This window comes from Chryseobacterium daeguense DSM 19388, from assembly GCF_000430825.1.
Classification (GTDB): domain Bacteria; phylum Bacteroidota; class Bacteroidia; order Flavobacteriales; family Weeksellaceae; genus Chryseobacterium; species Chryseobacterium daeguense.
Genome location: NZ_AUMT01000019.1, coordinates 24884 through 45320, shown reverse-complemented (window position 1 = coordinate 45320; position 20437 = coordinate 24884). Strand labels below are relative to the sequence as shown.

The window sequence follows — 20437 nt, the reverse complement described above, 5'->3', positions numbered from 1 at the left end:
AATTATTTATCAGCGTCTAACTTATATTTTGCAACGTCGAAACCGAAGTTAAGACCTTTTGAATGCACTAATTCTTCTAGTTCTGTCAAAGATTTTTTACCAAAATTTCTGAATTTCATCAAATCAGACTTACTGTAAGAAACCAATTCTCCAAGAGTTTCTACTTCAGCTGCTTTCAGACAGTTAAGGGCTCTTACGGAAAGATCCATATCTGCTAATTTAGACTTAAGTAATTGTCTTGTATGAAGAGTTTCCTCATCATATTGGATAGATGCTTTCACAGCTTCAGTTTCAAGGGTGATTCTCTCATCAGAGAACAACATGAAGTGATAAATTAATATCTTAGAAGCTTCCGTTAAAGCATTCTGAGGGCTGATAGACCCGTCAGTTTCTATATCTAATACAAGTTTTTCGTAGTCTGTTTTTTGCTCTACACGATAATTTTCAATGCTGTATTGTACTTTCTTAATTGGCGTGAAAATAGAGTCAATAGCAATAGTACCTACAGGTGCATTGTTTGACTTATTTTGTTCAGAAGGCACATACCCTCTTCCTTTTTCTACATTGAAAGTAATTTCGAAAGTTACATCACTGTTTAGGTTGCAGATCACCAAATCCGGGTTCAGCACCTCGAATCCGTTGACAGACTTCCCTAAATCACCAGCAGTAATAACCGTTTGACCCGAAACTTTAGCAACAACCTGCTCGTTAGACTGGTTTTCTGCCGTAGCTTTTAATCTTACCTGCTTAAGGTTAAGAATAATTTCGGTAACATCTTCGATTACTCCTGGAATAGTTGAAAATTCGTGCTCTACACCTTCTATTTTGATAGATGAAATAGCATAACCTTCCAGAGAAGAAAGCAACACTCTTCTCAAAGCATTACCGATTGTAAGCCCGAAACCTGGTTCTAGTGGTCTGAATTCAAATTGACCTCTAAATTCATCAGAGTTAAGTAAAATTACTTTATCGGGTTTTATGAATTGTAAAATTGCCATATTATTGGGTTGAGCAAAAATTTGATTAAAAAATTATTTAGAGTAAAGTTCGACGATAAGCTGTTCCTTGATGTCTTCCGGAATTTGGATTCTCTCAGGAGCAGAAACGAAAGTACCTTCTTTCTTCTCATCGTTGAATTGTAACCACTCATAATTTGCTTTAGAAGCTAATGCATTTGTAACTACTTCAAGAGACTTAGACTTTTCTCTTACAGCGATTACATCACCAGCTTTTACCAAATATGAAGGGATGTTAAGGATTTCTCCGTTCACAGTGATGTGTCTGTGAGAAACCAATTGTCTAGCAGCAGATCTTGTTTTAGCAAAACCTAATCTGTATACTACGTTATCCAGTCTTGATTCGCAAAGTTGTAATAGAACTTCACCTGTTACACCTTTACTTCTGTGTGCTTTTTCGAATAAGTTAGCAAACTGTCTTTCTAAGATACCGTAAGTATACTTAGCTTTTTGTTTTTCAGCTAACTGAACTGCGTATTCTGATTTTTTAGCACCTCTTCTCTTGTTAGGACCGTGTTGTCCTGGCGGTTGGTTTTTTCTTTTCTCGAAGTTTTTGTCATCTCCGTAGATTGCAGCACCAAACTTTCTAGCAATCTTAGTTTTAGGTCCAATATATCTTGCCATAATGGGTAAATTCTAAAAATTAAACTCTTCTTCTTTTTGGTGGTCTACATCCATTGTGCGGCATAGGAGTCACATCAATGATTTCGCTAACTTCAATTCCTGAATTGTGGATAGATCTGATAGCAGATTCTCTACCTGCACCCGGACCTTTCACAAACACCTTTACTCTTCTAAGACCAGCTTCGTGAGCTACAGCAGAGCAATTTTCAGCTGCCATCTGAGCAGCAAATGGAGTATTCTTTTTAGAACCTCTGAAACCCATTTTACCGGCAGAAGCCCAAGAGATAACCTCTCCGTTTTTATTTGTTAAAGAAATGATGATGTTATTGAAAGAAGCCTGAATATGAGCTTCACCAATAGCTTCAACTTTTACTTTTCTTTTCTTAACTACTTTAGTTTGTTTTGCCATAATTCCTAACGATTATTTACTAGCTTTTTTCTTGTTAGCAACAGTTTTTCTCTTTCCTTTACGTGTTCTAGAGTTGTTTTTCGTTCTCTGGCCTCTTAAAGGTAATCCAAGTCTGTGACGTATTCCTCGTTGGCATCCTATGTCCATCAATCTCTTGATGTTCAATTGCACTTCAGATCTTAATTCTCCTTCCACTTTAATGTTTTCTGAGATATAGTTTCTGATTGCAGCCAATTCATCGTCATTCCATTCGTTGACTTTCTTGTCTTCGCTGATACCGGCAGCTTTAAGGATTTCTGAAGATGTACTTCTTCCAATTCCGTAGATGTAAGTTAAACCGATAACACCTCTTTTGTTTTTTGGTAAATCAATACCTGAAATTCTCGCCATAATTTAATTTTAGCCTTGTCTTTGTTTAAATTTTGGGTTCTTCTTGTTGATTACGAATAGTACACCTTTTCTGCGTACGATTTTGCAATCAGCACTTCTTTTTTTAATTGATGCTCTTACTTTCATTTGATAGTATTTATTTTTTTAACAACAGCCAAATGGAACGTATGCTCCATTTGGCAGATTGTTTTAATATCTAAATGTGATTCTCCCCTTCGATAGATCATAAGGAGACATTTCTAATTTTACCTTATCACCAGGTAATAACTTAATATAGTGCATACGCATTTTACCAGAGATATGAGCAATAAGAATATGCCCATTTTCTAGTTCTACGCGGAACTGAGCGTTCGAAAGTGCTTCCGTTATAACGCCGTCTTGTTCAATATGTTTTTGTTTTGCCATAAATTAATATCCAGTCGTTCTTGATAATTTAGACTGCATTAAGCCATCATAATGATGGTTCAGCAGATATGTATTAATCTGTTGAACAGTATCTAAAATTACTCCAACCATAATCAATAGTGATGTTCCCCCGAAAAATAAGGCGAACGCATCTGTCTGAACAAAGCTTCCGTGTACAATTGCCGGAAGGACTGCAAAGATAGACAAAAATATTGCACCAGGCAAGGTAATTTTTGATAAAATATCATCTAAATAATCAGCGGTCTCTTTTCCGGGTCTTACCTTCGGTACTAAACCTCCATTTCTCTTCAAATCATCAGCCATTTGGTTTACCGGAATTGTGATCGCAGTATAGAAGAATGAGAAAATAATAATCAATAGCGCGAACAATACATTGTACTGCCAGCTAAAAACATTCTTGAAACCTGCAAGAAAAGTATTAGATTCATCTACCTTCGTTAATAAACCAGGTACGAACATCAATGCCTGAGCAAAGATGATCGGCATTACACCGGCAGCATTAACTTTAAGTGGAATCCACTGTCTTGCTCCTTGCATAAGATTTCTGTTTACACCTCCTCTTGCTTGAGCTCTGCTTACATATTGGATAGGAATTTTTCTGACAGCAACCGATAAGACTACTGCTAAAAGAACCACTACCATCCAGAACAATACTTCAATAAGGATCATGATAGATCCCATTCCTCCTTTTCCGTTCTGCACAGCCATTTCCTGTACGAATGCTTCCGGCAATCTTGAAAGGATCCCCACCATAATAAGGATAGAGATACCGTTCCCGATACCTTTGTCGGTGATTTTCTCACCTAACCACATTGCAAATACTGAACCGGCAACCAAAATAACAATACTTGGCAGCCAGAACATGACAGAATTTGGTTCTACATAATATGCAGACTGGAACTGAGCATATGGTAAGAATAATTGAGTAATAGAAGTTAAATAAGAAGGTGCCTGCACTAAACAAACTCCGATAGTTAACCATCTTGTAATTTGGTTCAATGTATTTCTACCTGACTCTCCATCTTTCTGAAGTTTCTGAAGATAAGGAATAGCCATCCCCATCAACTGAACAATAATAGAAGCAGAAATATAAGGCATGATTCCTAACGCCATCACAGAAGCGTGGCTGAATGCCCCTCCTGTAAATGACGAAAGCAAGCCAAGGAGACCTGCTCCCTGCTTGTTTCCGCCTTGACTTTTATAATGCTCTAAGAGATCTCCCACTTCTGCAAGGTTAATTGCAGGGAGAGAGATATAAGATGCGAATCTATACACAAGGATGATACCTAAAGTAAAGAGAATTTTATCTCTAAGCTCTTTAAGACTCCAAATATTTTTAAGTGTTTGTATAAATTCTTTCATTAGTTTTTATTATAAGGTAATTGCTTTTCCACCTGCTTTAGCGATAAGCTCTTCAGCAGATTTAGTGAACTTGTCAGCAGAGATTGAAACCGCAGATTTCAATTCTCCTCTACCCATAATTTTCACTAATTCGTTTTTAGTTGCCAAACCGTTTGCTACCAAAACTTCTTTGGTGATGTCTCCAGAAACAGATTTGTTATCAATCATAATCTGAATATCATCTAAGTTAATAGCTCTAAACTCTTTTCTGTTTACGTTTTTGAATCCGAATTTCGGTAATCTTCTTTGTAAAGGCATCTGACCTCCTTCAAAACCGATCTTCTGAGAATAACCAGCTCTTGCTTTCTGACCTTTATGCCCTTTTGTAGAAGTACCTCCTTTTCCACTACCTTGTCCTCTACCAATTCTTTTTGAATTGAAAGTAGATCCTGCAGCTGGTTTTATGTTGTTTAAATTCATTTTAAAATTATTTTAAAAATTATTTTTGAACTTCAAGTAAATGACTAACTGCAGCTATCATTCCTAAGATAGAAGGAGTAGCTTCGTGTTCTACAACTTGGTGAAGTTTCTTAAATCCTAATGCTTCAAGCGTTCTCTTTTGGGTTTTTGTTCTTCCAATAGCGCTTCTTACTTGCTTTACTTTGATTGTTGCCATTGTTTTATATATTAACCGTTAAACACTTTAGTTAGAGAAACTCCTCTCATTCTAGCAATTTCTTCAGGTCTTCTGATATCCAATAACGCTTTGAAAGTAGCTTTCACCACGTTGTGAGGGTTAGAAGATCCTTTAGATTTTGAAAGGATATCGTGAATACCAGCAGACTCCAATACCGCTCTTACCGCACCACCGGCGATAAGCCCTGTACCGTGAGAAGCGGGTCTTAAGAAGATATCTGCACCACCGTATCTTGCAGTAGTCTGGTGAGGAATTGTGTGGTTCATTACAGGAACTTTCACTAAGTTTTTCTTAGCATCTTCAACAGCCTTAGCGATTGCAGAAGCAACTTCCTTAGATTTTCCTAAACCGTAACCGATAACTCCTTCTTCATTTCCTACTACCACGATAGCAGAAAATCCGAAAGCTCTACCTCCTTTAGTTACTTTTGTTACTCTATTAACAGCTACGAGACGATCTTTTAATTCTAATCCTCCCGGTTTTACTCTTTCTATATTATCTAGTCCTAACATATTTTCCGAAATTTAATGATTAGAATTTAAGTCCACCTTCTCTCGCACCATCAGCAAGAGCTTTTACTCTTCCGTGATATACGAATCCGTTTCTATCAAATACAATATTTTCGATTCCTGCAGCCTTAGCTTTAGCAGCGATAGCCTTACCAACAGCAGCAGAAACTTCCGTTTTTGTACCATTAGCATCTACACCTTTCTCTCTGGAAGAAGCTGATGCTAAAGTTTTTCCACTTTTATCGTCGATTAACTGAGCGTAAATTTCCTTATTACTTTTGTATACAGATAATCTTGGCAATTCAGAAGATCCAGAGATTTTTCCTCTTACTCTTCTTTTTATTCTTATTCTTTTTTCTACTTTACTTAATGCCATAATACTTATAATTTATTAAGCAGATTTACCAGCTTTACGTCTAACATTTTCACCAACGAATCTTACACCTTTTCCTTTGTATGGCTCAGGTTTTCTGAAAGAACGGATCTTTGCAGTTACCATTCCAAGAAGTTGCTTGTCGTGAGACGTTAAAGTAATAATTGGATTTTTACCTTTTTCAGTCAATGTATCTACTTTTACTTCACCAGGAAGTTCTAATACGATACCGTGAGAGAATCCTAAAGCTAACTCAAGCTTTTGACCTGAGTGAGAAGCTCTGTATCCTACCCCTACTAGTTCTAGTTTCTTTTCGAAACCTTCTGATACCCCAACGATCATGTTGGCGATCAACGCTCTGTATAAACCGTGAAGCGCTTTGTGTTGCTTAGAATCAGATGGTCTGTTTACATTCAGCTCACCATCTTTTTGTTCTAAAGTAATTCCTGCTGTAAGTTCCTGAGAAAGTTCTCCTTTAGGACCTTTTACAGTTACTACACCGTTGTTTTCAGTGATTGTAACGTTTGCCGGAACTGTTATAATTGCTTTACCAATTCTTGACATTTTCCTTTGATTAAAAATTAATAAACATAGCAGATTACTTCACCGCCTACTTTTTCTTCTCTAGCTTTCTTGTCAGTCATTACTCCTCTTGAAGTAGAGATGATAGAAATACCCAAACCGTTTAGTACTCTTGGAAGTTCAGCTGAACCTTTGTACTGTCTCAAACCTGGTCTTGAAGCTCTTTGGATAGACTTGATAGCCGGCTTGTTAGTTTGTTTGTCGTACTTTAAAGCGATTTTGATTGTTCCCTGAACAGCGTTATCTTCAAACTTGTAGTTTAAGATATACCCTTGATCAAATAAAATCTTAGTAATCTCCTTTTTGATTTTCGATGCAGGAATTTCCACCACTTTGTGGCCTGCGCTTTGTGCGTTCCTTACTCTTGTTAGGAAATCTGAAATTGGATCTGTTACCATTTTTCTTTTAAATTATTGGTTAAAGAACAATCAGTATTGAAAGGACTTGAAGAGAAAAATATCAGACTTCAGAAAACTTAGGTCTGATATTTTATATTCTTTAGTATCCAGACAACTTAATTGTCCCGATTTTAATTAGTAATTATTACCAACTAGCTTTTTTAACTCCCGGGATTAATCCGTTATTTGCCATTTCTCTGAAAGTTACTCTGGAAATTCCGAATGTTCTCATGTATCCTCTTGGTCTTCCTGTTAGTTTACATCTGTTGTGTAATCTTACAGGAGAAGCGTTTTTAGGAAGTTTTTGTAATGCTTCGTAATCACCTGCTTCTTTAAGAGCTTTTCTTTTGTCAGCGTATTTAGCAACTAGTGCTTCTCTTTTGCGCTCACGCGCTTTCATTGATTCTTTAGCCATTTCTTAGTTCTTTTTAAATGGTAAACCGAAGTGAGTTAATAATGCTTTCGCTTCTTTATCTGTTTTCGCAGTTGTAACGAAAGTGATGTCCATCCCCTGGATTTTTTTCACTTTGTCGATTACGATCTCAGGGAAGATGATTTGTTCAGTGATCCCTAAGTTATAGTTACCTCTACCATCGAAACCATCAGCCTTGATTCCAGAGAAATCTCTGATACGAGGCAAAGCAGAAGAAGTAAGTCTGTCTAAGAATTCATACATTTTGTTTGCTCTCAGAGTAACTTTAGCACCTACAGGCATTCCTTTTCTCAATTTGAAAGCAGCTTCGTCTTTCTTAGAGATCGTACCAACAGCTTTTTGGCCAGTGATATTTGTAAGTTCTTCTACAGCATAATCAATGATTTTCTTGTCTGCAGTAGCATCACCTAAACCTTGAGATAAGATGATTTTTTCTAATCTAGGTACTTGCATTACTGACTTGTACCCAAATTCTTCCATCATTGCAGGAACAATTGTTTCTTTATATGCTTTCTTGGGTCTTGCTATATATTCCATGTGTTATTTAAAATTATAAAGTTTCACCCGTTTTTTTATTGATTCTTACTTTCTTATCTCCTTCGATTTTGTAACCTACTTTGATAGCTTTTCCGTCTTTACCAACTAAAGCTACGTTTGAGATATGAATAGAAGCTTCTTTTTCAGTAATTCCTCCTTGAGGATTTGAAGCTGAAGGCTTAACGTGTTTTTTAACGATGTTAAGTCCTGCTACAACAACTCTTGGGTCTTTTCCTTCTTTTTTGATCACTTCAATAACTTCACCAGTCTTACCTTTGATATCTTTCTTACCAGTAGTAATGATTACGTTATCTCCTCTTTTTATTTTTAACTTTGACATTTTCTTTTAAAAATTTTAAAAATTAAAGTACTTCAGGAGCTAATGAAATGATTTTCATATATTCTTTGTCTCTCAACTCACGGGCAACCGGTCCGAAAACACGAGTTCCTCTCATTTCTCCTGCTGCGTTTAGTAATACACAAGCATTGTCTTCGAACTTGATGTATGAACCATCTTTTCTTCTAACTGCTTTTTTTGTTCTTACTACTACAGCTTTAGATACCTGACCTTTTTTAGCGTTTCCTGATGGTGTAGAATCTTTGATAGTAACAACGATTTTATCACCAACTGAAGCATATCTTCTTCTGGTTCCTCCCAGAACTCTGATAACCAATACTTCTTTAGCACCTGTGTTATCAGCAACTTTTAATCTTGATTCTGTTTGTAACATTATTACTTAGCTTTTTCAATGATTCTTACTAATCTCCATCTCTTATTTTTGCTCAAAGGTCTAGTTTCTTGGATAAGCACTGTATCTCCTTCGTTGCACTCATTGTTCTCGTCGTGTGCAGTATATTTTTTCGTTTTTAATACGAATTTACCGTACATCGGGTGTTTCATTCTCATCGTTTCACTAACAACAATGGTTTTTTCCATTTTATTGCTGGAAACCACTCCGATTCTTTCTTTTCTTAAATTTCTATCCATTGTAAAATGAAATTATTGTTTGTTAGTTAACTCAGTGTTTAGTCTAGCGATTGTTTTTCTCAAATCTCTGATTTGGATCGGGTTTTCAATTGGGCTGATTGCATGAGCCAATTTCAATTTAGAATATTGAGCTTTTGCTTCAGTTAATTGAGCTTGAATATCACCCGCGCTTAAATTTTTAATATCAGCTTTTTTCATTGTATTCAAAGATTAAAGAGGTTTAACAAAATCGTTAGCAACGATGAATTTGGTAACTACTGGTAATTTTTGTGCCGCAAGTCTAAGAGCTTCTTTCGCTACTTCGTAAGGAACTCCTCCTACTTCGAACATAATTTTACCTGGTTTTACTACGGCTACCCAATATTCCACAGCACCTTTACCTTTACCCATACGTACTTCCGCTGGTTTTTTAGTAATTGGCTTATCCGGGAAGATTTTGATCCATAGCTGACCTTCTCTCTTCATATATCTTGTAGCAGCAATACGCGCAGCTTCAATTTGTCTTGCAGTGATCCAAGCACCTTCTGTCGCCTTGATCCCGAAAGTTCCATAAGCAAGTTGACTACCTCTCTGGGCACTCCCCTTCATCTTCATCTTATGTACTCTACGGAACTTGGTTCTTTTTGGTTGTAACATAATTCTAATATAGATGTTAGATGTTAGATGTTAGATGTTAGATAAAAGTGAATTCAGTTCTTGTAACGGAAGATCTAATTTCTAGTTTCTATCTTCTAACTTCTAATTAATTATTATTGTTATTGTTGTTATTTTTTCTAGGTCCTCTATTGTCTCTTCTGTCTCCTCCTCTGTTATCTCTTCTGTCAGACTGACCTCCTTTTTTCTGCTGTCCCACTAGTGGAGAAAGTTCTCTTTTACCGTAAACTTCACCTTTCATGATCCAAACTTTTACACCTAGCTTTCCGTATTGAGTTAATGCCTCACCGATGTGGTAATCGATATCTGCTCTGAAAGTAGACAAAGGAATTCTTCCGTCTTTGAAAGATTCTGATCTTGCCATCTCAGCTCCGTTCAATCTACCAGAGATTTGAACTTTGATACCTTCAGAACCCATTCTCATTGTACCAGCCATCGCCATCTTCACAGCTCTTCTGTAAGAGATTCTGTTTTCGATTTGCTTAGCAATGCTGTCAGCTACTAATACTGCATCAAGCTCAGGTCTTTTGATTTCGAAGATGTTGATTTGAATATCCTTTTTAGTCAATTTCTTCAACTCTTCTTTTAATTTATCAACTTCCTGACCTCCTTTACCGATGATAAGTCCCGGTCTAGCAGTAGTGATTGTAACTGTTACTAATTTTAATGTTCTTTCAATATAAATTCTTGAAATCCCACCTTTAGATAATCTAGCTTCAAGGTATCTTCTGATTTTGTAGTCTTCCGCGATTCTGTCTCCATAATCGTTTCCGCCAAACCAGTTAGAATCCCATCCTCTGATGATACCTAATCTGTTACCAATTGGATTTGTCTTCTGTCCCATACCTTGATTAATTTTCTTTATTACCTAAGATTAACGTAACGTGGTTAGATCTTTTTCTGATTCTGTACCCTCTACCTTGTGGAGCCGGTCTTAGTCTCTTCAATTGTCTTGCGCTATCCACGAAGATTTCTTTAATGATAAGGTTTGCTTCTTCGATATCCGCACCTTCATTTTTAGTCTGCCAGTTTGCCATAGCAGAAAGAAGTAATTTCTCTAACTTGTTAGATGCTTCTTTTTTAGAATATTTTAGGATATAAAGAGCTTTATCTACCTGCTCTCCTCTAATGATATCAGCAACTAATCTCATTTTTCTTGGAGAAGACGGGCAATTATTTAATGAAGCTTTAACAACGTCCTTGTTAGCTTCTTTTCTTGCGATTGAACTATCTTGTTTTCTAGATCCCATGATTATCTGCTTCCTTTGTTTTTGTTACCACCATGACCTCTGAAAGATCTTGTTGGAGAAAATTCGCCTAACTTGTGACCCACCATGTTTTCTGTAACGTAAACAGGGATAAAAGATTTCCCGTTGTGTACAGCAATAGTTTGTCCTACGAAGTCCGGAGAGATCATAGATGCTCTAGACCAAGTTTTGATAACTGTCTTCTTACCAGACTCTATATTTGCCTGAACCTTCTTATCTAAAGTATGATGAATGAACGGTCCTTTTTTAAGTGATCTTGCCATAATTATTTTCTTTTAGATACGATGTAACGGTTAGACACTTTGTTTTTCTTTCTAGTTTTGTAACCTTTAGCCGGCTTACCGTTTCTAGATCTTGGGTGACCTCCAGAAGAACGCCCTTCACCACCACCCATCGGGTGATCTACCGGGTTCATTACAACCGCTCTTGTTCTTGGTCTTCTACCTAACCATCTGCTTCTACCAGCTTTACCTGATACAGTTAATTGGTGATCAGAGTTAGAAACTGAACCTATCATTGCCATACATTCAGTAAGGATCATTCTTGATTCTCCTGAAGGCAATTTGATGATTGCATATTTTCCGTCTCTTGATGTTAATTGAGCCGAAGAACCAGCACTTCTTGCTAAAATAGCACCTTGACCAGGTTTCATTTCAACACAAGAAATTACAGTACCCAATGGAATATTTTTCAATTTCATTGCGTTACCTACATTTGGTTCTACGCTTTCACCTGAAACTACTTTCTGATCTACTTTGATACCGTTTGGAGCGATGATGTATCTCTTCTCTCCGTCAGCATATTCTAATAAAGCGATAAATGCAGTTCTGTTTGGATCGTATTCTACAGACTTTACTGTTGCTTCAACGTTTGCTTTGTTTCTTTTGAAGTCAATAATTCTGTATTTCTTTTTGTGTCCACCTCCGGTGTAACGCATGGTCATTTTACCTGTTTGGTTACGTCCACCTGACTTTTTAATACCAACTGTTAGAGATTTCTCTGGTTTGTTAGTAGTAATTTCCTCAAAATTGTTTACAATTCTGAATCTCTGTCCCGGGGTGATAGGTTTTAATTTTCTAACAGACATTACTATTATTTATAATTAATAATTAATTTACAGCAAAAATATCGATAACCTCACCTTCAGCAAGTTTGATTACCGCTTTTTTCAATTTGTTTGTCTTTCCTACTTGAAGACCTTTTTTAGTGTATTTCGAAGAAACCCTCGGAGCATAAATCATTGTGTTAACGTCTGCTACTTTTACACCATAAGCCGCTTCTACAGCTTTTTTAATTTGGATTTTATTCGCCTTAGTATCTACCAAGAAAGAATAAGAACCTCTTAAATCCGTAAGGTAATTAGCCTTTTCTGAGATAACTGGTTTAATGATAATAGACATGATTTATTTCTTTAAATTTTCCTGGAATTTTTCAACTGCACCTTCGAAGAATACGATCTCACCTGCATTTACTAAATCGTAAGAGCTCACTTCATTGAAGTTCATTACTTTAGTTTTAGGTAAGTTTCTTGAAGATAAATATACATTCTTGTTAGCTTCAGGAAGAATGAATAAAGACTTTTTACCGTTCAATGTCAAAGCATCCAATACAGTGATGAAATCTTTAGTCTTAGGAGCGTTTAAGCTCATATCTTCTAAAACTCTGATGCTGTTGTCTCTCAATTTCTGAGATAAAACAGATTTTTTTGCTAATCTCTTAAGAGCTTTGTTCAATTTGAATCTGTAGTCTCTTGGTTTTGGTCCGAATACTCTACCTCCACCTCTGAAAGTTGGAGATTTGATATCCCCGTATCTAGCAGAACCAGATCCTTTTTGCTTCTTAAGTTTTTTAGTAGAAGCTGTAATTTCGCTTCTTTCTTTTGCTTTATGAGTTCCTTGTCTTTGTGCAGCAAGGTACTGTTTAACTTCTAAGTAAACCGCGTGCTGATTTGGCTCAATTCCGAATACTGTTTCGTCTAGAGTTACTTTTCTTCCGGTCTCTTTTCCTGATGTATTTAATACTACTAGTTCCATTTTCTGATAATTACATAAGAATTTTTAGCTCCCGGAACAGCACCTTTTACTACTAAAAGATTTTGTTCTTGATCCACTTTTAATACCTGAAGGTTTTGAACAGTTACCTGCTTACCTCCCATTCTTCCAGCCATTCTCATCCCTTTGAATACTCTTGAAGGGTCTGAACCAGCACCGATAGAACCTGGAGCTCTAAGTCTGTTGTGCTGACCATGAGTTGCCTGCATTACACCTCCAAATCCGTGTCTTTTAACAACACCTTGGAAACCTTTACCTTTAGAAGTACCTGTTACGTCAACGAATTCACCTTCAGCAAATAGATCAACCTTTACTTCTTCTCCTACTTTTACCTCGTCTACGAATTCTCTGTAGAATTCTACCAACTTAGCTTTAGGAGCAGAACCAGCCTTTTTAAAATGGCCAGCTAACGCTTTACCAACGTTCTTCTCACTCTTGTCATCGAAACCCAATTGAACAGACTTGTATCCATCCTTTTCTACGGTTCTGACCTGTAAAACCGAGCATGGACCCGCCTGAATAACTGTACAAGGAATGTTTTTTCCTTCTTCGTTAAACAAAGACGTCATACCGATTTTTTTACCAATAATACCTGACATTGTTTATGTTATAATAAAATTTATCCTTTATTTATCACCATTTTTCGGAGGTCTGAAGTAATTTCTACTTTTGATATAGGCATACTACGCCCCTAAAATGAGTGTGCAAATTTATGAATATTTTTATAACTGACAAATATTTGCTGTAAAATATTTTGATTTTTAATCAATTACAAAAAATACACAACTTTTAGTGGTGAGTAAGCAGGTGAAATTTTAGATACAAATTAGTTCCGCTCAATAGGATTGTAGGGAAGTGGTTTTGATTTGCCAACCATAAGACTTCCGTCTGCATTGTAAGCTTTGCCATGAAAAAAAGCAGGATTATCATGATAGCTTTTTTCTACTTCTGCGTATTTTTCACGGGTAATTTTTAGGATCCGGTCTTCATTTCTTATATATATATAGGAAAAGTTTTCTTGTCTACCCTACAGCTGTAAAATGAAATTCTTTATTTGTATCATAAAGCTCAAGAATAAGCCCCGGCAATCCTTCGAATTTATAAGATCCGTTATTAGAAGATATAGCTTCTGTAAACCACGCGACGTAATCCCGTCCCCGGAAATCTACAGTCGCTTTCCTGCAGCTGTATCCCAGGATAGTTTTGGTGTCTTTTTCCACTTTCCATTTAAATTCCGGCTGCTTTTCCTGATACTGATAACTGTCTTTTATTTTTCCCTGAAATGTAATTTCCTTTTTTATTAAATCTTTAAGGATTACTGCCGGAAAAGCTACATTGATGTTCATCAGTGCTTCCATCTCCCGGGCATTAATTTCTTTTTTATGGCTGTACTGCTCATTTAGGGAATCCAGTTTCAGCTGCTTCACATCAGTAAATTTCGAATACTCCTTTCCTATCTGCAGAACACATACAGTCTCTTTTTTCTTTTCAAGATGCGCCGCGTCCTTGCTAAAACTGAAATGATAATAGACATTATATAAGCTTCCACCGAAGTTTTCAGTGGTATAGTTGGCAGTTTTCATTGAAAATTTTGCCCCTTCAATGCGGAACTGCGCATGAAAAATAGCAGAGAAAAAAATAAACAATGTTAAATAAAACTTCATACTTAAAAATATAAATAATAAAAGAATCGGAAGCCTTAAGCCGCCGATTCCGCACTAATTTCTTTCTTACAAATTGATTATGAACACTTTATTCCAGCAAAATGATGTACATCATTCCAAAACTCATCACTAGTAGAGTAATCATTATAATCCAGATAAAAAACAGCTCCGCAAGGAGTAACAATAGTAACCCAGTCATGCTCTTCGAAAGTAACCTTAAGGGTTTGAGAAGCACCTTTTTGATCTTTGTTTTCTACTAGCACTGTTCTTTCCTTTGAGCTTTCAGCATTCACTTCTTTTTTGATTTCTTCAGTAGTATTTGCACTTACGAATCCTGCAACAGCTAAAGCTGCGATAAAAAACATTTTTTTTCATTGCTATTAGTTTGTTTAGTTGAATTTCAAGTCAAAACTAAGAATAATAGAATAAAAAAAACAAGTGTTTTTCAACAAATGATGAAATATTTTTAATAGCGAAAATACATTGACAGATTTGTGTGCACTTATTTAATCAAATAATAACATTGACTCCGATTTCCTCAAGCATATCTTTATCTTCCTTTAAAATACCATTGTCCGTAATCAGGTAATCAATCTTATCAAGATCTACTATTTTACCGAAGCCTTTCTTATTTAATTTGGAAGAATCTGCAAGAATTACCACCTTTTCAGAACACTCAATCATGAGCTGGTTCAGATGAGCTTCAGCGGCATTGGAAGTACTGATCCCGAAATCCATATCAATCCCGTCCACACCCAAGAAAAGTTTATTACAGGAAAATTGTTTCAAAATGGCTTCAGAAATAGAACCTACAATGGAAGTAGAGCTTTTTCTTACCTCGCCTCCCAATTGTATAATATTAATATTAGGATTATTACACAGCTCTATTGCCACACGTAAAGAAGAAGTCAAAACCGTAAGCGGTCCGAAATTCACGAGCATCCTCGCCAAGTAATGCATTGTAGTTCCGGAAGCAAGAATGATACAGTCGTTTTCATCAATCAAAGACAAAGCAGCTTTTGCAATGCTCTGTTTAGCTTCTACATTGATGTTTTCTTTTTCATCTACATTTTTTTCATAGGCGTATCTTACATGCTTGCTTGCTCCTCCATGATTACGAAAAAGCAGGCCAAGGCTTTCAAGATAATTCAGGTCCTTTCGAATCGTAACCGATGATACATTAAACTTTTCGCATAAATCCTGCACAAGCACATGATCCTTTTCATCCAGCTCCTTTAGTATATCATTATGTCTTGGCAGTAATTTTTCCATAGCGTTTCGTTTCATCAAAAATACCAATTTTATTTTGATTCGAAAAATTTCATTTATTTTCTTTTTAGTTTCATTTTAAATTTATAAATTTGAAAACGAAACATAACGAAATATTATGAAACGAAATGAAGAACTCAGCAAATTATCCACCGTCCAGCAATGGGACTTTATCATCATCGGTGGCGGAGCGAGTGGTTTAGGTTCGGCATTGGATGCAGTAAGCAGAGGATTTAAAACATTACTGCTGGAATCTCACGATTTCGCGAAAGCAACTTCCAGCAGAAGCACAAAACTGGTACATGGAGGGGTAAGATACCTTGCCCAGGGAGATATAGGATTGGTAAAAGAAGCGCTAAAGGAAAGAGGCTTATTGGCTAAAAATGCAGCACATGTAGTAAAAAACCAGTCTTTCATTATTCCGAATTACACATGGTGGGGAGGAATTTATTACAAAATAGGACTTTCGATTTATGATTTTCTGGCTGGAAAACTAAGCCTGGGCAAAACAAGATACATCAGCAAAGCAAAAACCATTGAAAAACTTCCCACGATTGAGCAAAAAAATCTTGCCAGCGGCGTAGTCTATCAGGACGGGCAGTTTGATGACGCACGACTTGCAATAAATCTTGCCCAGACTATTGTGGAAAAAGGAGGAACAGCTATTAATTATATCAAGGTCATCAGTTTAATTAAAAACGATTCCAATAAAATAACCGGCGTTGTAGCAGAAGATCAGTTCACAAAACAGCAATTCGAAATTCATGCGAAAGTAGTCATAAACGCAACCGGAGTTTTTACCAATGACATATTAAATATGAATAATCCAAAACACGGAAAATTCGTAGTTCCCAGTCAGGGCATTCATTTGGTTTTGGATAAATCTTTCCTGCTGAGCGATGATGCTATTATGATTCCTAAAACTTCAGACGGAAGAGTATTGTTTGTAGTTCCATGGCACGACAGGGCTTTGGTAGGTACCACAGATACTTTATTAGAAAACGAAAGCTTTGAACCCAGAGCTTTGGAAGAAGAAATTAGTTTCGTTTTAAATACCGCCAGACAGTATTTAGCAAAAAAGCCAACCCGTGAAGATGTAAAATCCGTATTTGCAGGACTAAGACCATTGGCTGCACCAAAAGATGGGAGTAAAAGCACAAAAGAAGTTTCAAGGAGCCATAAAGTGGTAACTTCAGAAACAGGCCTGATCTCAATCATCGGGGGAAAATGGACCACCTACCGAAAAATGGCAGAAGACACCATCAATGAAGCAATGAAAGTTCACAACTTAGGAATGACCACTTCCAAAACAGAAAATCTTTCAATTCATGGAAATGTAAAACCTGAAACCGTTGACAGAAGCAATCATTTATACGTTTACGGATCAGATATTCCAAAGATAAAAGCCTTACAATATAATAATCCGGAATTATCCGAAAAAATACATCCGGATCATCCGTTTACAATTGCAGAAGCAGTGTGGGCCGTCCGAAATGAAATGGCAGAAACCATCGAAGATATTTTAGCAAGAAGAGTACGTCTTCTTTTTCTGGATGCAAGAGCAGCTATTGACAGCGCTCATAAGATTGCTTTAATCATAGCCAAAGAAAACGGACATTCAGAAGAATGGGCCAATGAGCAGGCAAAAGAATTCATAGAATTAGCAAAAGGATATCTACTGACTCCTTATTCACCAAAATCAACTAACCTTAATAATATTGCACAATGAGTGAAAAATTGATTCTCGCTCTGGATCAAGGTACAACCTCATCAAGAGCCATCCTATTCAACCGCAGCGGAGAAATTGAATATGTATCGCAGAAACCCTTTGAACAGATTTACCCTACTCCGGGCTGGGTGGAGCATGATCCTAATGAAATTTGGTCTTCACAGATTTCCGTAGCCGCAGAAGTTATCGCCAAGGCAGGAATTTCCGGCCGGGAAGTAGCAGCCATTGGGATTACCAATCAGCGGGAAACTACTGTAGTATGGGACAGGGAAACGGGAGAGCCTGTTTACAACGCTATCGTATGGCAGGACAGGAGAACATCTAAATATTGTGATGAATTAAAAGAGCAGGGCCATGCTGAAACGATTAAAGATAAAACAGGGCTCGTCCTGGATGCTTATTTTTCTGCAACCAAATTAAAATGGATCCTGGACAATGTAGAAGGAGCAAAAGAAAAAGCAGAAGCCGGAAAACTTTGTTTCGGGACTGTGGATACATGGCTTGTATGGAAGCTGACGAGAGGAAAAATGTTCATTACCGATGTTTCCAATGCGAGCAGAACTATGCTTTTGAACATCCATACTCTAGAATGGGATGAAGATTTATTGAAATTATTCAATATTCCGAAAGCTATTCTTCCCGAAGTAAAACAAAGCAGTGAAATCTACGGAGAAACTTCCACTACACTGTTTTCAACAAAAATTCCAATTTCAGGAATTGCAGGAGATCAGCAGGCAGCATTATTCGGGCAGATGTGCACCACACCGGGAATGGTAAAAAATACCTACGGAACAGGATGTTTCTTATTAATGAATACAGGAAAAGAAGCTGTTGCATCAAAAAACAACCTTCTTACAACCGTAGCATGGAAAATTAATGGAGAAGTCAATTACGCTTTGGAAGGAAGCGTATTTGTGGGCGGAGCTGCTATCCAATGGCTGCGAGACGGACTTAAATTAATCAAAACCGCAGAAGAAGTAAATCCATTGGCCCAATCTGTAGAAGACAGTGGCGGTGTTTATTTCGTTCCTGCGCTTACAGGACTGGGTGCGCCTTACTGGGACCAGTACGCCCGCGGAACTATTGTAGGAATTACACGGGGAACCACAGACGGACATATTGCCAGAGCCACTTTGGAAGGTATTGCTTTTCAGGTATATGATATTGTAAAAGCCATGGAAGCGGATTCAGGAAGAAAAAGCCCTGAGCTGAGAGTGGATGGCGGAGCTTCTGCAAGTGATCTTTTGATGCAGATTCAATCGGATATATTCGGATTTAAAATTACAAGGCCAAAAACATTGGAAACAACGGCTTTGGGAGCTGCTTATCTGGCAGGTTTAGCCGTTGGTTACTGGAAAAATATTGACGAAATCCAGTCACAATGGATAATAGATAAGGATTTCCACCCGAAAATGGAAAAAGCGAAGGCTGATAAAATGGTTTCCACTTGGGCAAAAGCCGTTCAGCGTTCACAAAACTGGATAGAAGATTAATCCCTCACTAAAAAAGCACATTAAATATGACTCCATTTATAGCAGAAGTAATTGGAACAATGCTTCTCATATTATTAGGAAACGGCGTTGTAGCCAACGTAGTTTTAAAAGATACAAAAGGTAACAACTCCGGATGGATTGTAATCACCACAGCATGGGCACTCGCCGTTTTTGTAGGTGTTACAGTAGCAGGCCCGGTAAGCGGGGCTCATTTAAATCCCGCTGTTACGATAGGACTGGCCATTGCCGGAAAATTTCCATGGGAGCAGGTTCCCTCTTATATTGCAGCACAAATGATCGGAGCCATGATCGGGGCTTTTCTTGTCTGGTTGTTTAACAAAGATCATTTTGCCATTACAGAAGATGAAGGGGCAAAACTGGCTTGCTTCAGTACAGGACCAGCCATCAGAAACCCTCTTTCTAACATGATCAGTGAAACCATCGGAACCTTTGTTCTTGTTTTCGTGATCTTCTATTTTGCAGATCCGAGCCTTACACTAAACGATGATCCGACAGCAAAAATCGGTTTGGGTACAGTAGGTGCTTTACCGGTAACCCTTTTGGTTTGGGCAATCGGTTTGTCTTTGGGCGGAACCACAGGATATGCCATTAACCCCGCAAGAGATCTTGGCCCGAGAATTATGCACGCCATTCTTCCTGTAAAAGGCAGCAGCGACTGGAGCTACGCATGGATTCCTGTTGCGGGGCCTGTTTTAGGAGCAGTCATTGCTGCACTGCTCTACGGCGCTTTAAGTTAAATCAAAGAAAGTTACATAAATGAAAAAACTATTCATAATATGCCTGGCTATGCTGGGTATGGGGAATCTTTTTGCCCAGGAAAATGATGAAATTAAAGAAGACAGCAGATTAGATTTTACTGCAAATATACAGACCAATCATCTTTGGAGAGGATTGATTATTACAGATAAGCCTGTTGTAATGGGAAATCTTTCCTATGCTTTAGACAAAGACAAAAAATGGAAAGCGGGAATCTGGGGCGCCTCCTCAATGGCTGATGATAAAGACGGAACACATTATAAAGAAATCAATTATTACGTTCAATATTCTGACGGTCGATTCTACATCGGGTTGTGGGACCTTTTTAATGCAAGAAACATCAATACCGAAGTTGCCTCTGACGATATTTTCAACTATTCAAACAGAAGAACGGCTCATATTATTGATCTTAGAACCAATTACACTTTCGGGCCCTCATTTCCTATCAATATTGAGGCAGACATCATGCTTTACGGAGGGGCTAATGCGGGTGAAGTGATTTTGAAGGAAGACGGAAGCTATAAAAAAAATAAGTTTTCAACGTACATTCAAGCTTCTTATCCAGTGATTGCCCACAAAAAAGTAAATCTTGATGCCTTTGTAGGAGCTGGATTTGCCCTGAACGATTCGGTTTCCCTGTATGGAAACGGAAAAAAGGGATTCCAGGTAGTGAACATTGGACTAAAAGCCAGCAAAACAATAAAAATTACAGATCATTATAATCTTCCTGTTTCCATGACAGCAATGTGGAATCCGGCTCACAAATATGCGAGAGTCCAGCTTGCGGCTACCGTATTTTAATTTTTCTC

Annotated in this window: 34 protein-coding genes; 4 read left to right on the top strand and 30 right to left on the bottom strand. The window is 37.4% G+C overall.

Features of this window, described 5'->3' with window-relative positions; all coding sequences use genetic code 11:
* Window positions 1-2: 2 nt before the first annotated feature.
* The 30 genes from H560_RS0118260 to H560_RS0118120 all read right to left on the bottom strand — a co-directional run bounded on the left by H560_RS0118260 (window position 3) and on the right by H560_RS0118120 (window position 15632).
* Window positions 3-998 carry a DNA-directed RNA polymerase subunit alpha gene (locus tag H560_RS0118260; protein ID WP_027381320.1) on the bottom strand — a complete coding sequence of 332 codons (996 nt, stop codon included), beginning with the start codon at window positions 996-998 and terminating at the stop codon, window positions 3-5.
* A gap of 33 nt (window positions 999-1031) precedes the next feature.
* Complete coding sequence (gene rpsD, locus H560_RS0118255; protein ID WP_027381319.1) at window positions 1032-1640, bottom strand: 30S ribosomal protein S4; 609 nt, start codon at window positions 1638-1640, stop codon at window positions 1032-1034.
* Window positions 1641-1659: 19 nt separating this feature from the next.
* A complete protein-coding gene (rpsK, locus tag H560_RS0118250) occupies window positions 1660-2049 on the bottom strand; it encodes a 30S ribosomal protein S11 (protein WP_002983263.1) in 390 nt (129 codons plus the stop codon).
* Between the two features lie 12 nt (window positions 2050-2061).
* Complete coding sequence (gene rpsM / locus H560_RS0118245; RefSeq protein WP_027381318.1) at window positions 2062-2439, bottom strand: 30S ribosomal protein S13; 378 nt, start codon at window positions 2437-2439, stop codon at window positions 2062-2064.
* 9 nt (window positions 2440-2448) lie between these two features.
* On the bottom strand, window positions 2449-2565 hold the full coding sequence (gene rpmJ / locus H560_RS22800; protein ID WP_007839480.1) for a 50S ribosomal protein L36: 117 nt from the start codon (window positions 2563-2565) through the stop codon (window positions 2449-2451).
* A gap of 63 nt (window positions 2566-2628) precedes the next feature.
* A complete protein-coding gene (infA, locus tag H560_RS0118240) occupies window positions 2629-2844 on the bottom strand; it encodes a translation initiation factor IF-1 (RefSeq protein WP_027381317.1) in 216 nt (71 codons plus the stop codon).
* A 3-nt stretch (window positions 2845-2847) separates the two neighbouring features.
* The gene (gene secY / locus H560_RS0118235) at window positions 2848-4227 is read right to left on the bottom strand and encodes a preprotein translocase subunit SecY (protein ID WP_027381316.1); all 1380 of its coding nucleotides are present in this window, start codon (window positions 4225-4227) and stop codon (window positions 2848-2850) included.
* A gap of 9 nt (window positions 4228-4236) precedes the next feature.
* Window positions 4237-4686 (bottom strand): 50S ribosomal protein L15, encoded by a 450-nt coding sequence (rplO, locus tag H560_RS0118230; RefSeq protein WP_027381315.1) that lies wholly within the window; start codon window positions 4684-4686, stop codon window positions 4237-4239.
* A gap of 19 nt (window positions 4687-4705) precedes the next feature.
* A complete protein-coding gene (gene rpmD, locus H560_RS0118225) occupies window positions 4706-4882 on the bottom strand; it encodes a 50S ribosomal protein L30 (protein ID WP_007839493.1) in 177 nt (58 codons plus the stop codon).
* An 11-nt stretch (window positions 4883-4893) separates the two neighbouring features.
* On the bottom strand, window positions 4894-5415 hold the full coding sequence (gene rpsE, locus H560_RS0118220) for a 30S ribosomal protein S5 (RefSeq protein ID WP_007839495.1): 522 nt from the start codon (window positions 5413-5415) through the stop codon (window positions 4894-4896).
* 19 nt (window positions 5416-5434) lie between these two features.
* Window positions 5435-5788 carry a 50S ribosomal protein L18 gene (gene rplR, locus H560_RS0118215; protein WP_027381314.1) on the bottom strand — a complete coding sequence of 118 codons (354 nt, stop codon included), beginning with the start codon at window positions 5786-5788 and terminating at the stop codon, window positions 5435-5437.
* A gap of 15 nt (window positions 5789-5803) precedes the next feature.
* Window positions 5804-6349, bottom strand: a complete 546-nt coding sequence (gene rplF / locus H560_RS0118210; RefSeq protein ID WP_027381313.1) for a 50S ribosomal protein L6 — start codon at window positions 6347-6349, stop codon at window positions 5804-5806.
* 17 nt (window positions 6350-6366) lie between these two features.
* Window positions 6367-6765, bottom strand: coding sequence for a 30S ribosomal protein S8 (rpsH, locus tag H560_RS0118205; protein WP_027381312.1), 399 nt, complete (start codon window positions 6763-6765; stop codon window positions 6367-6369).
* Window positions 6766-6910: 145 nt separating this feature from the next.
* Window positions 6911-7180 carry a 30S ribosomal protein S14 gene (rpsN, locus tag H560_RS0118200; protein WP_007839501.1) on the bottom strand — a complete coding sequence of 90 codons (270 nt, stop codon included), beginning with the start codon at window positions 7178-7180 and terminating at the stop codon, window positions 6911-6913.
* 3 nt (window positions 7181-7183) lie between these two features.
* The gene (gene rplE / locus H560_RS0118195; RefSeq protein ID WP_007839502.1) at window positions 7184-7735 is read right to left on the bottom strand and encodes a 50S ribosomal protein L5; all 552 of its coding nucleotides are present in this window, start codon (window positions 7733-7735) and stop codon (window positions 7184-7186) included.
* 13 nt (window positions 7736-7748) lie between these two features.
* On the bottom strand, window positions 7749-8075 hold the full coding sequence (rplX, locus tag H560_RS0118190; RefSeq protein WP_027381311.1) for a 50S ribosomal protein L24: 327 nt from the start codon (window positions 8073-8075) through the stop codon (window positions 7749-7751).
* A gap of 22 nt (window positions 8076-8097) precedes the next feature.
* The gene (rplN, locus tag H560_RS0118185; protein ID WP_007839504.1) at window positions 8098-8466 is read right to left on the bottom strand and encodes a 50S ribosomal protein L14; all 369 of its coding nucleotides are present in this window, start codon (window positions 8464-8466) and stop codon (window positions 8098-8100) included.
* 2 nt (window positions 8467-8468) lie between these two features.
* The gene (gene rpsQ, locus H560_RS0118180) at window positions 8469-8723 is read right to left on the bottom strand and encodes a 30S ribosomal protein S17 (protein WP_027381310.1); all 255 of its coding nucleotides are present in this window, start codon (window positions 8721-8723) and stop codon (window positions 8469-8471) included.
* 12 nt (window positions 8724-8735) lie between these two features.
* Entirely contained in the window at window positions 8736-8921 is a 186-nt protein-coding gene (gene rpmC, locus H560_RS0118175) for a 50S ribosomal protein L29 (RefSeq protein ID WP_027381309.1), read from the bottom strand.
* Between the two features lie 12 nt (window positions 8922-8933).
* On the bottom strand, window positions 8934-9359 hold the full coding sequence (gene rplP / locus H560_RS0118170; protein ID WP_027381308.1) for a 50S ribosomal protein L16: 426 nt from the start codon (window positions 9357-9359) through the stop codon (window positions 8934-8936).
* Window positions 9360-9465: 106 nt separating this feature from the next.
* A complete protein-coding gene (gene rpsC, locus H560_RS0118165) occupies window positions 9466-10221 on the bottom strand; it encodes a 30S ribosomal protein S3 (RefSeq protein ID WP_027381307.1) in 756 nt (251 codons plus the stop codon).
* Between the two features lie 7 nt (window positions 10222-10228).
* Window positions 10229-10627: a 50S ribosomal protein L22 gene (gene rplV, locus H560_RS0118160; protein WP_027381306.1), complete on the bottom strand. Its 399-nt coding sequence runs from the start codon at window positions 10625-10627 to the stop codon at window positions 10229-10231.
* 2 nt (window positions 10628-10629) lie between these two features.
* On the bottom strand, window positions 10630-10908 hold the full coding sequence (rpsS, locus tag H560_RS0118155; RefSeq protein ID WP_002983209.1) for a 30S ribosomal protein S19: 279 nt from the start codon (window positions 10906-10908) through the stop codon (window positions 10630-10632).
* Window positions 10909-10910: 2 nt separating this feature from the next.
* Window positions 10911-11732, bottom strand: coding sequence for a 50S ribosomal protein L2 (rplB, locus tag H560_RS0118150; protein ID WP_027381305.1), 822 nt, complete (start codon window positions 11730-11732; stop codon window positions 10911-10913).
* Window positions 11733-11754: 22 nt separating this feature from the next.
* Window positions 11755-12045 carry a 50S ribosomal protein L23 gene (gene rplW, locus H560_RS0118145; RefSeq protein ID WP_027381304.1) on the bottom strand — a complete coding sequence of 97 codons (291 nt, stop codon included), beginning with the start codon at window positions 12043-12045 and terminating at the stop codon, window positions 11755-11757.
* Between the two features lie 3 nt (window positions 12046-12048).
* A complete protein-coding gene (gene rplD, locus H560_RS0118140) occupies window positions 12049-12678 on the bottom strand; it encodes a 50S ribosomal protein L4 (RefSeq protein ID WP_027381303.1) in 630 nt (209 codons plus the stop codon).
* A complete protein-coding gene (gene rplC, locus H560_RS0118135; protein ID WP_027381302.1) occupies window positions 12669-13295 on the bottom strand; it encodes a 50S ribosomal protein L3 in 627 nt (208 codons plus the stop codon). The genes rplD and rplC overlap by 10 nt, the downstream gene beginning before the upstream one ends.
* 423 nt (window positions 13296-13718) lie before the next feature.
* Window positions 13719-14360, bottom strand: a complete 642-nt coding sequence (locus H560_RS21975) for a GLPGLI family protein (RefSeq protein WP_027381301.1) — start codon at window positions 14358-14360, stop codon at window positions 13719-13721.
* Window positions 14361-14437: 77 nt separating this feature from the next.
* A complete protein-coding gene (locus H560_RS0118125) occupies window positions 14438-14725 on the bottom strand; it encodes a hypothetical protein (protein ID WP_027381300.1) in 288 nt (95 codons plus the stop codon).
* 145 nt (window positions 14726-14870) lie between these two features.
* Window positions 14871-15632 carry a DeoR/GlpR family DNA-binding transcription regulator gene (locus H560_RS0118120; protein WP_027381299.1) on the bottom strand — a complete coding sequence of 254 codons (762 nt, stop codon included), beginning with the start codon at window positions 15630-15632 and terminating at the stop codon, window positions 14871-14873.
* Window positions 15633-15747: 115 nt separating this feature from the next.
* Between H560_RS0118120 and H560_RS0118115 the strand changes: the two genes are divergently transcribed.
* From H560_RS0118115 to H560_RS0118100, 4 genes are read left to right on the top strand one after another with little or no spacing between them, the layout of a single operon-like run.
* Window positions 15748-17358, top strand: coding sequence for a glycerol-3-phosphate dehydrogenase/oxidase (locus H560_RS0118115; RefSeq protein WP_027381298.1), 1611 nt, complete (start codon window positions 15748-15750; stop codon window positions 17356-17358).
* Window positions 17355-18851, top strand: a complete 1497-nt coding sequence (glpK, locus tag H560_RS0118110; RefSeq protein WP_027381297.1) for a glycerol kinase GlpK — start codon at window positions 17355-17357, stop codon at window positions 18849-18851. The genes H560_RS0118115 and glpK overlap by 4 nt, the downstream gene beginning before the upstream one ends.
* Window positions 18852-18877: 26 nt before the next feature.
* Window positions 18878-19609 carry an MIP/aquaporin family protein gene (locus H560_RS0118105; protein WP_027381296.1) on the top strand — a complete coding sequence of 244 codons (732 nt, stop codon included), beginning with the start codon at window positions 18878-18880 and terminating at the stop codon, window positions 19607-19609.
* A 19-nt stretch (window positions 19610-19628) separates the two neighbouring features.
* On the top strand, window positions 19629-20429 hold the full coding sequence (locus H560_RS0118100) for a hypothetical protein (RefSeq protein WP_027381295.1): 801 nt from the start codon (window positions 19629-19631) through the stop codon (window positions 20427-20429).
* The last annotated feature ends 8 nt before the right edge of the window (window positions 20430-20437 follow it).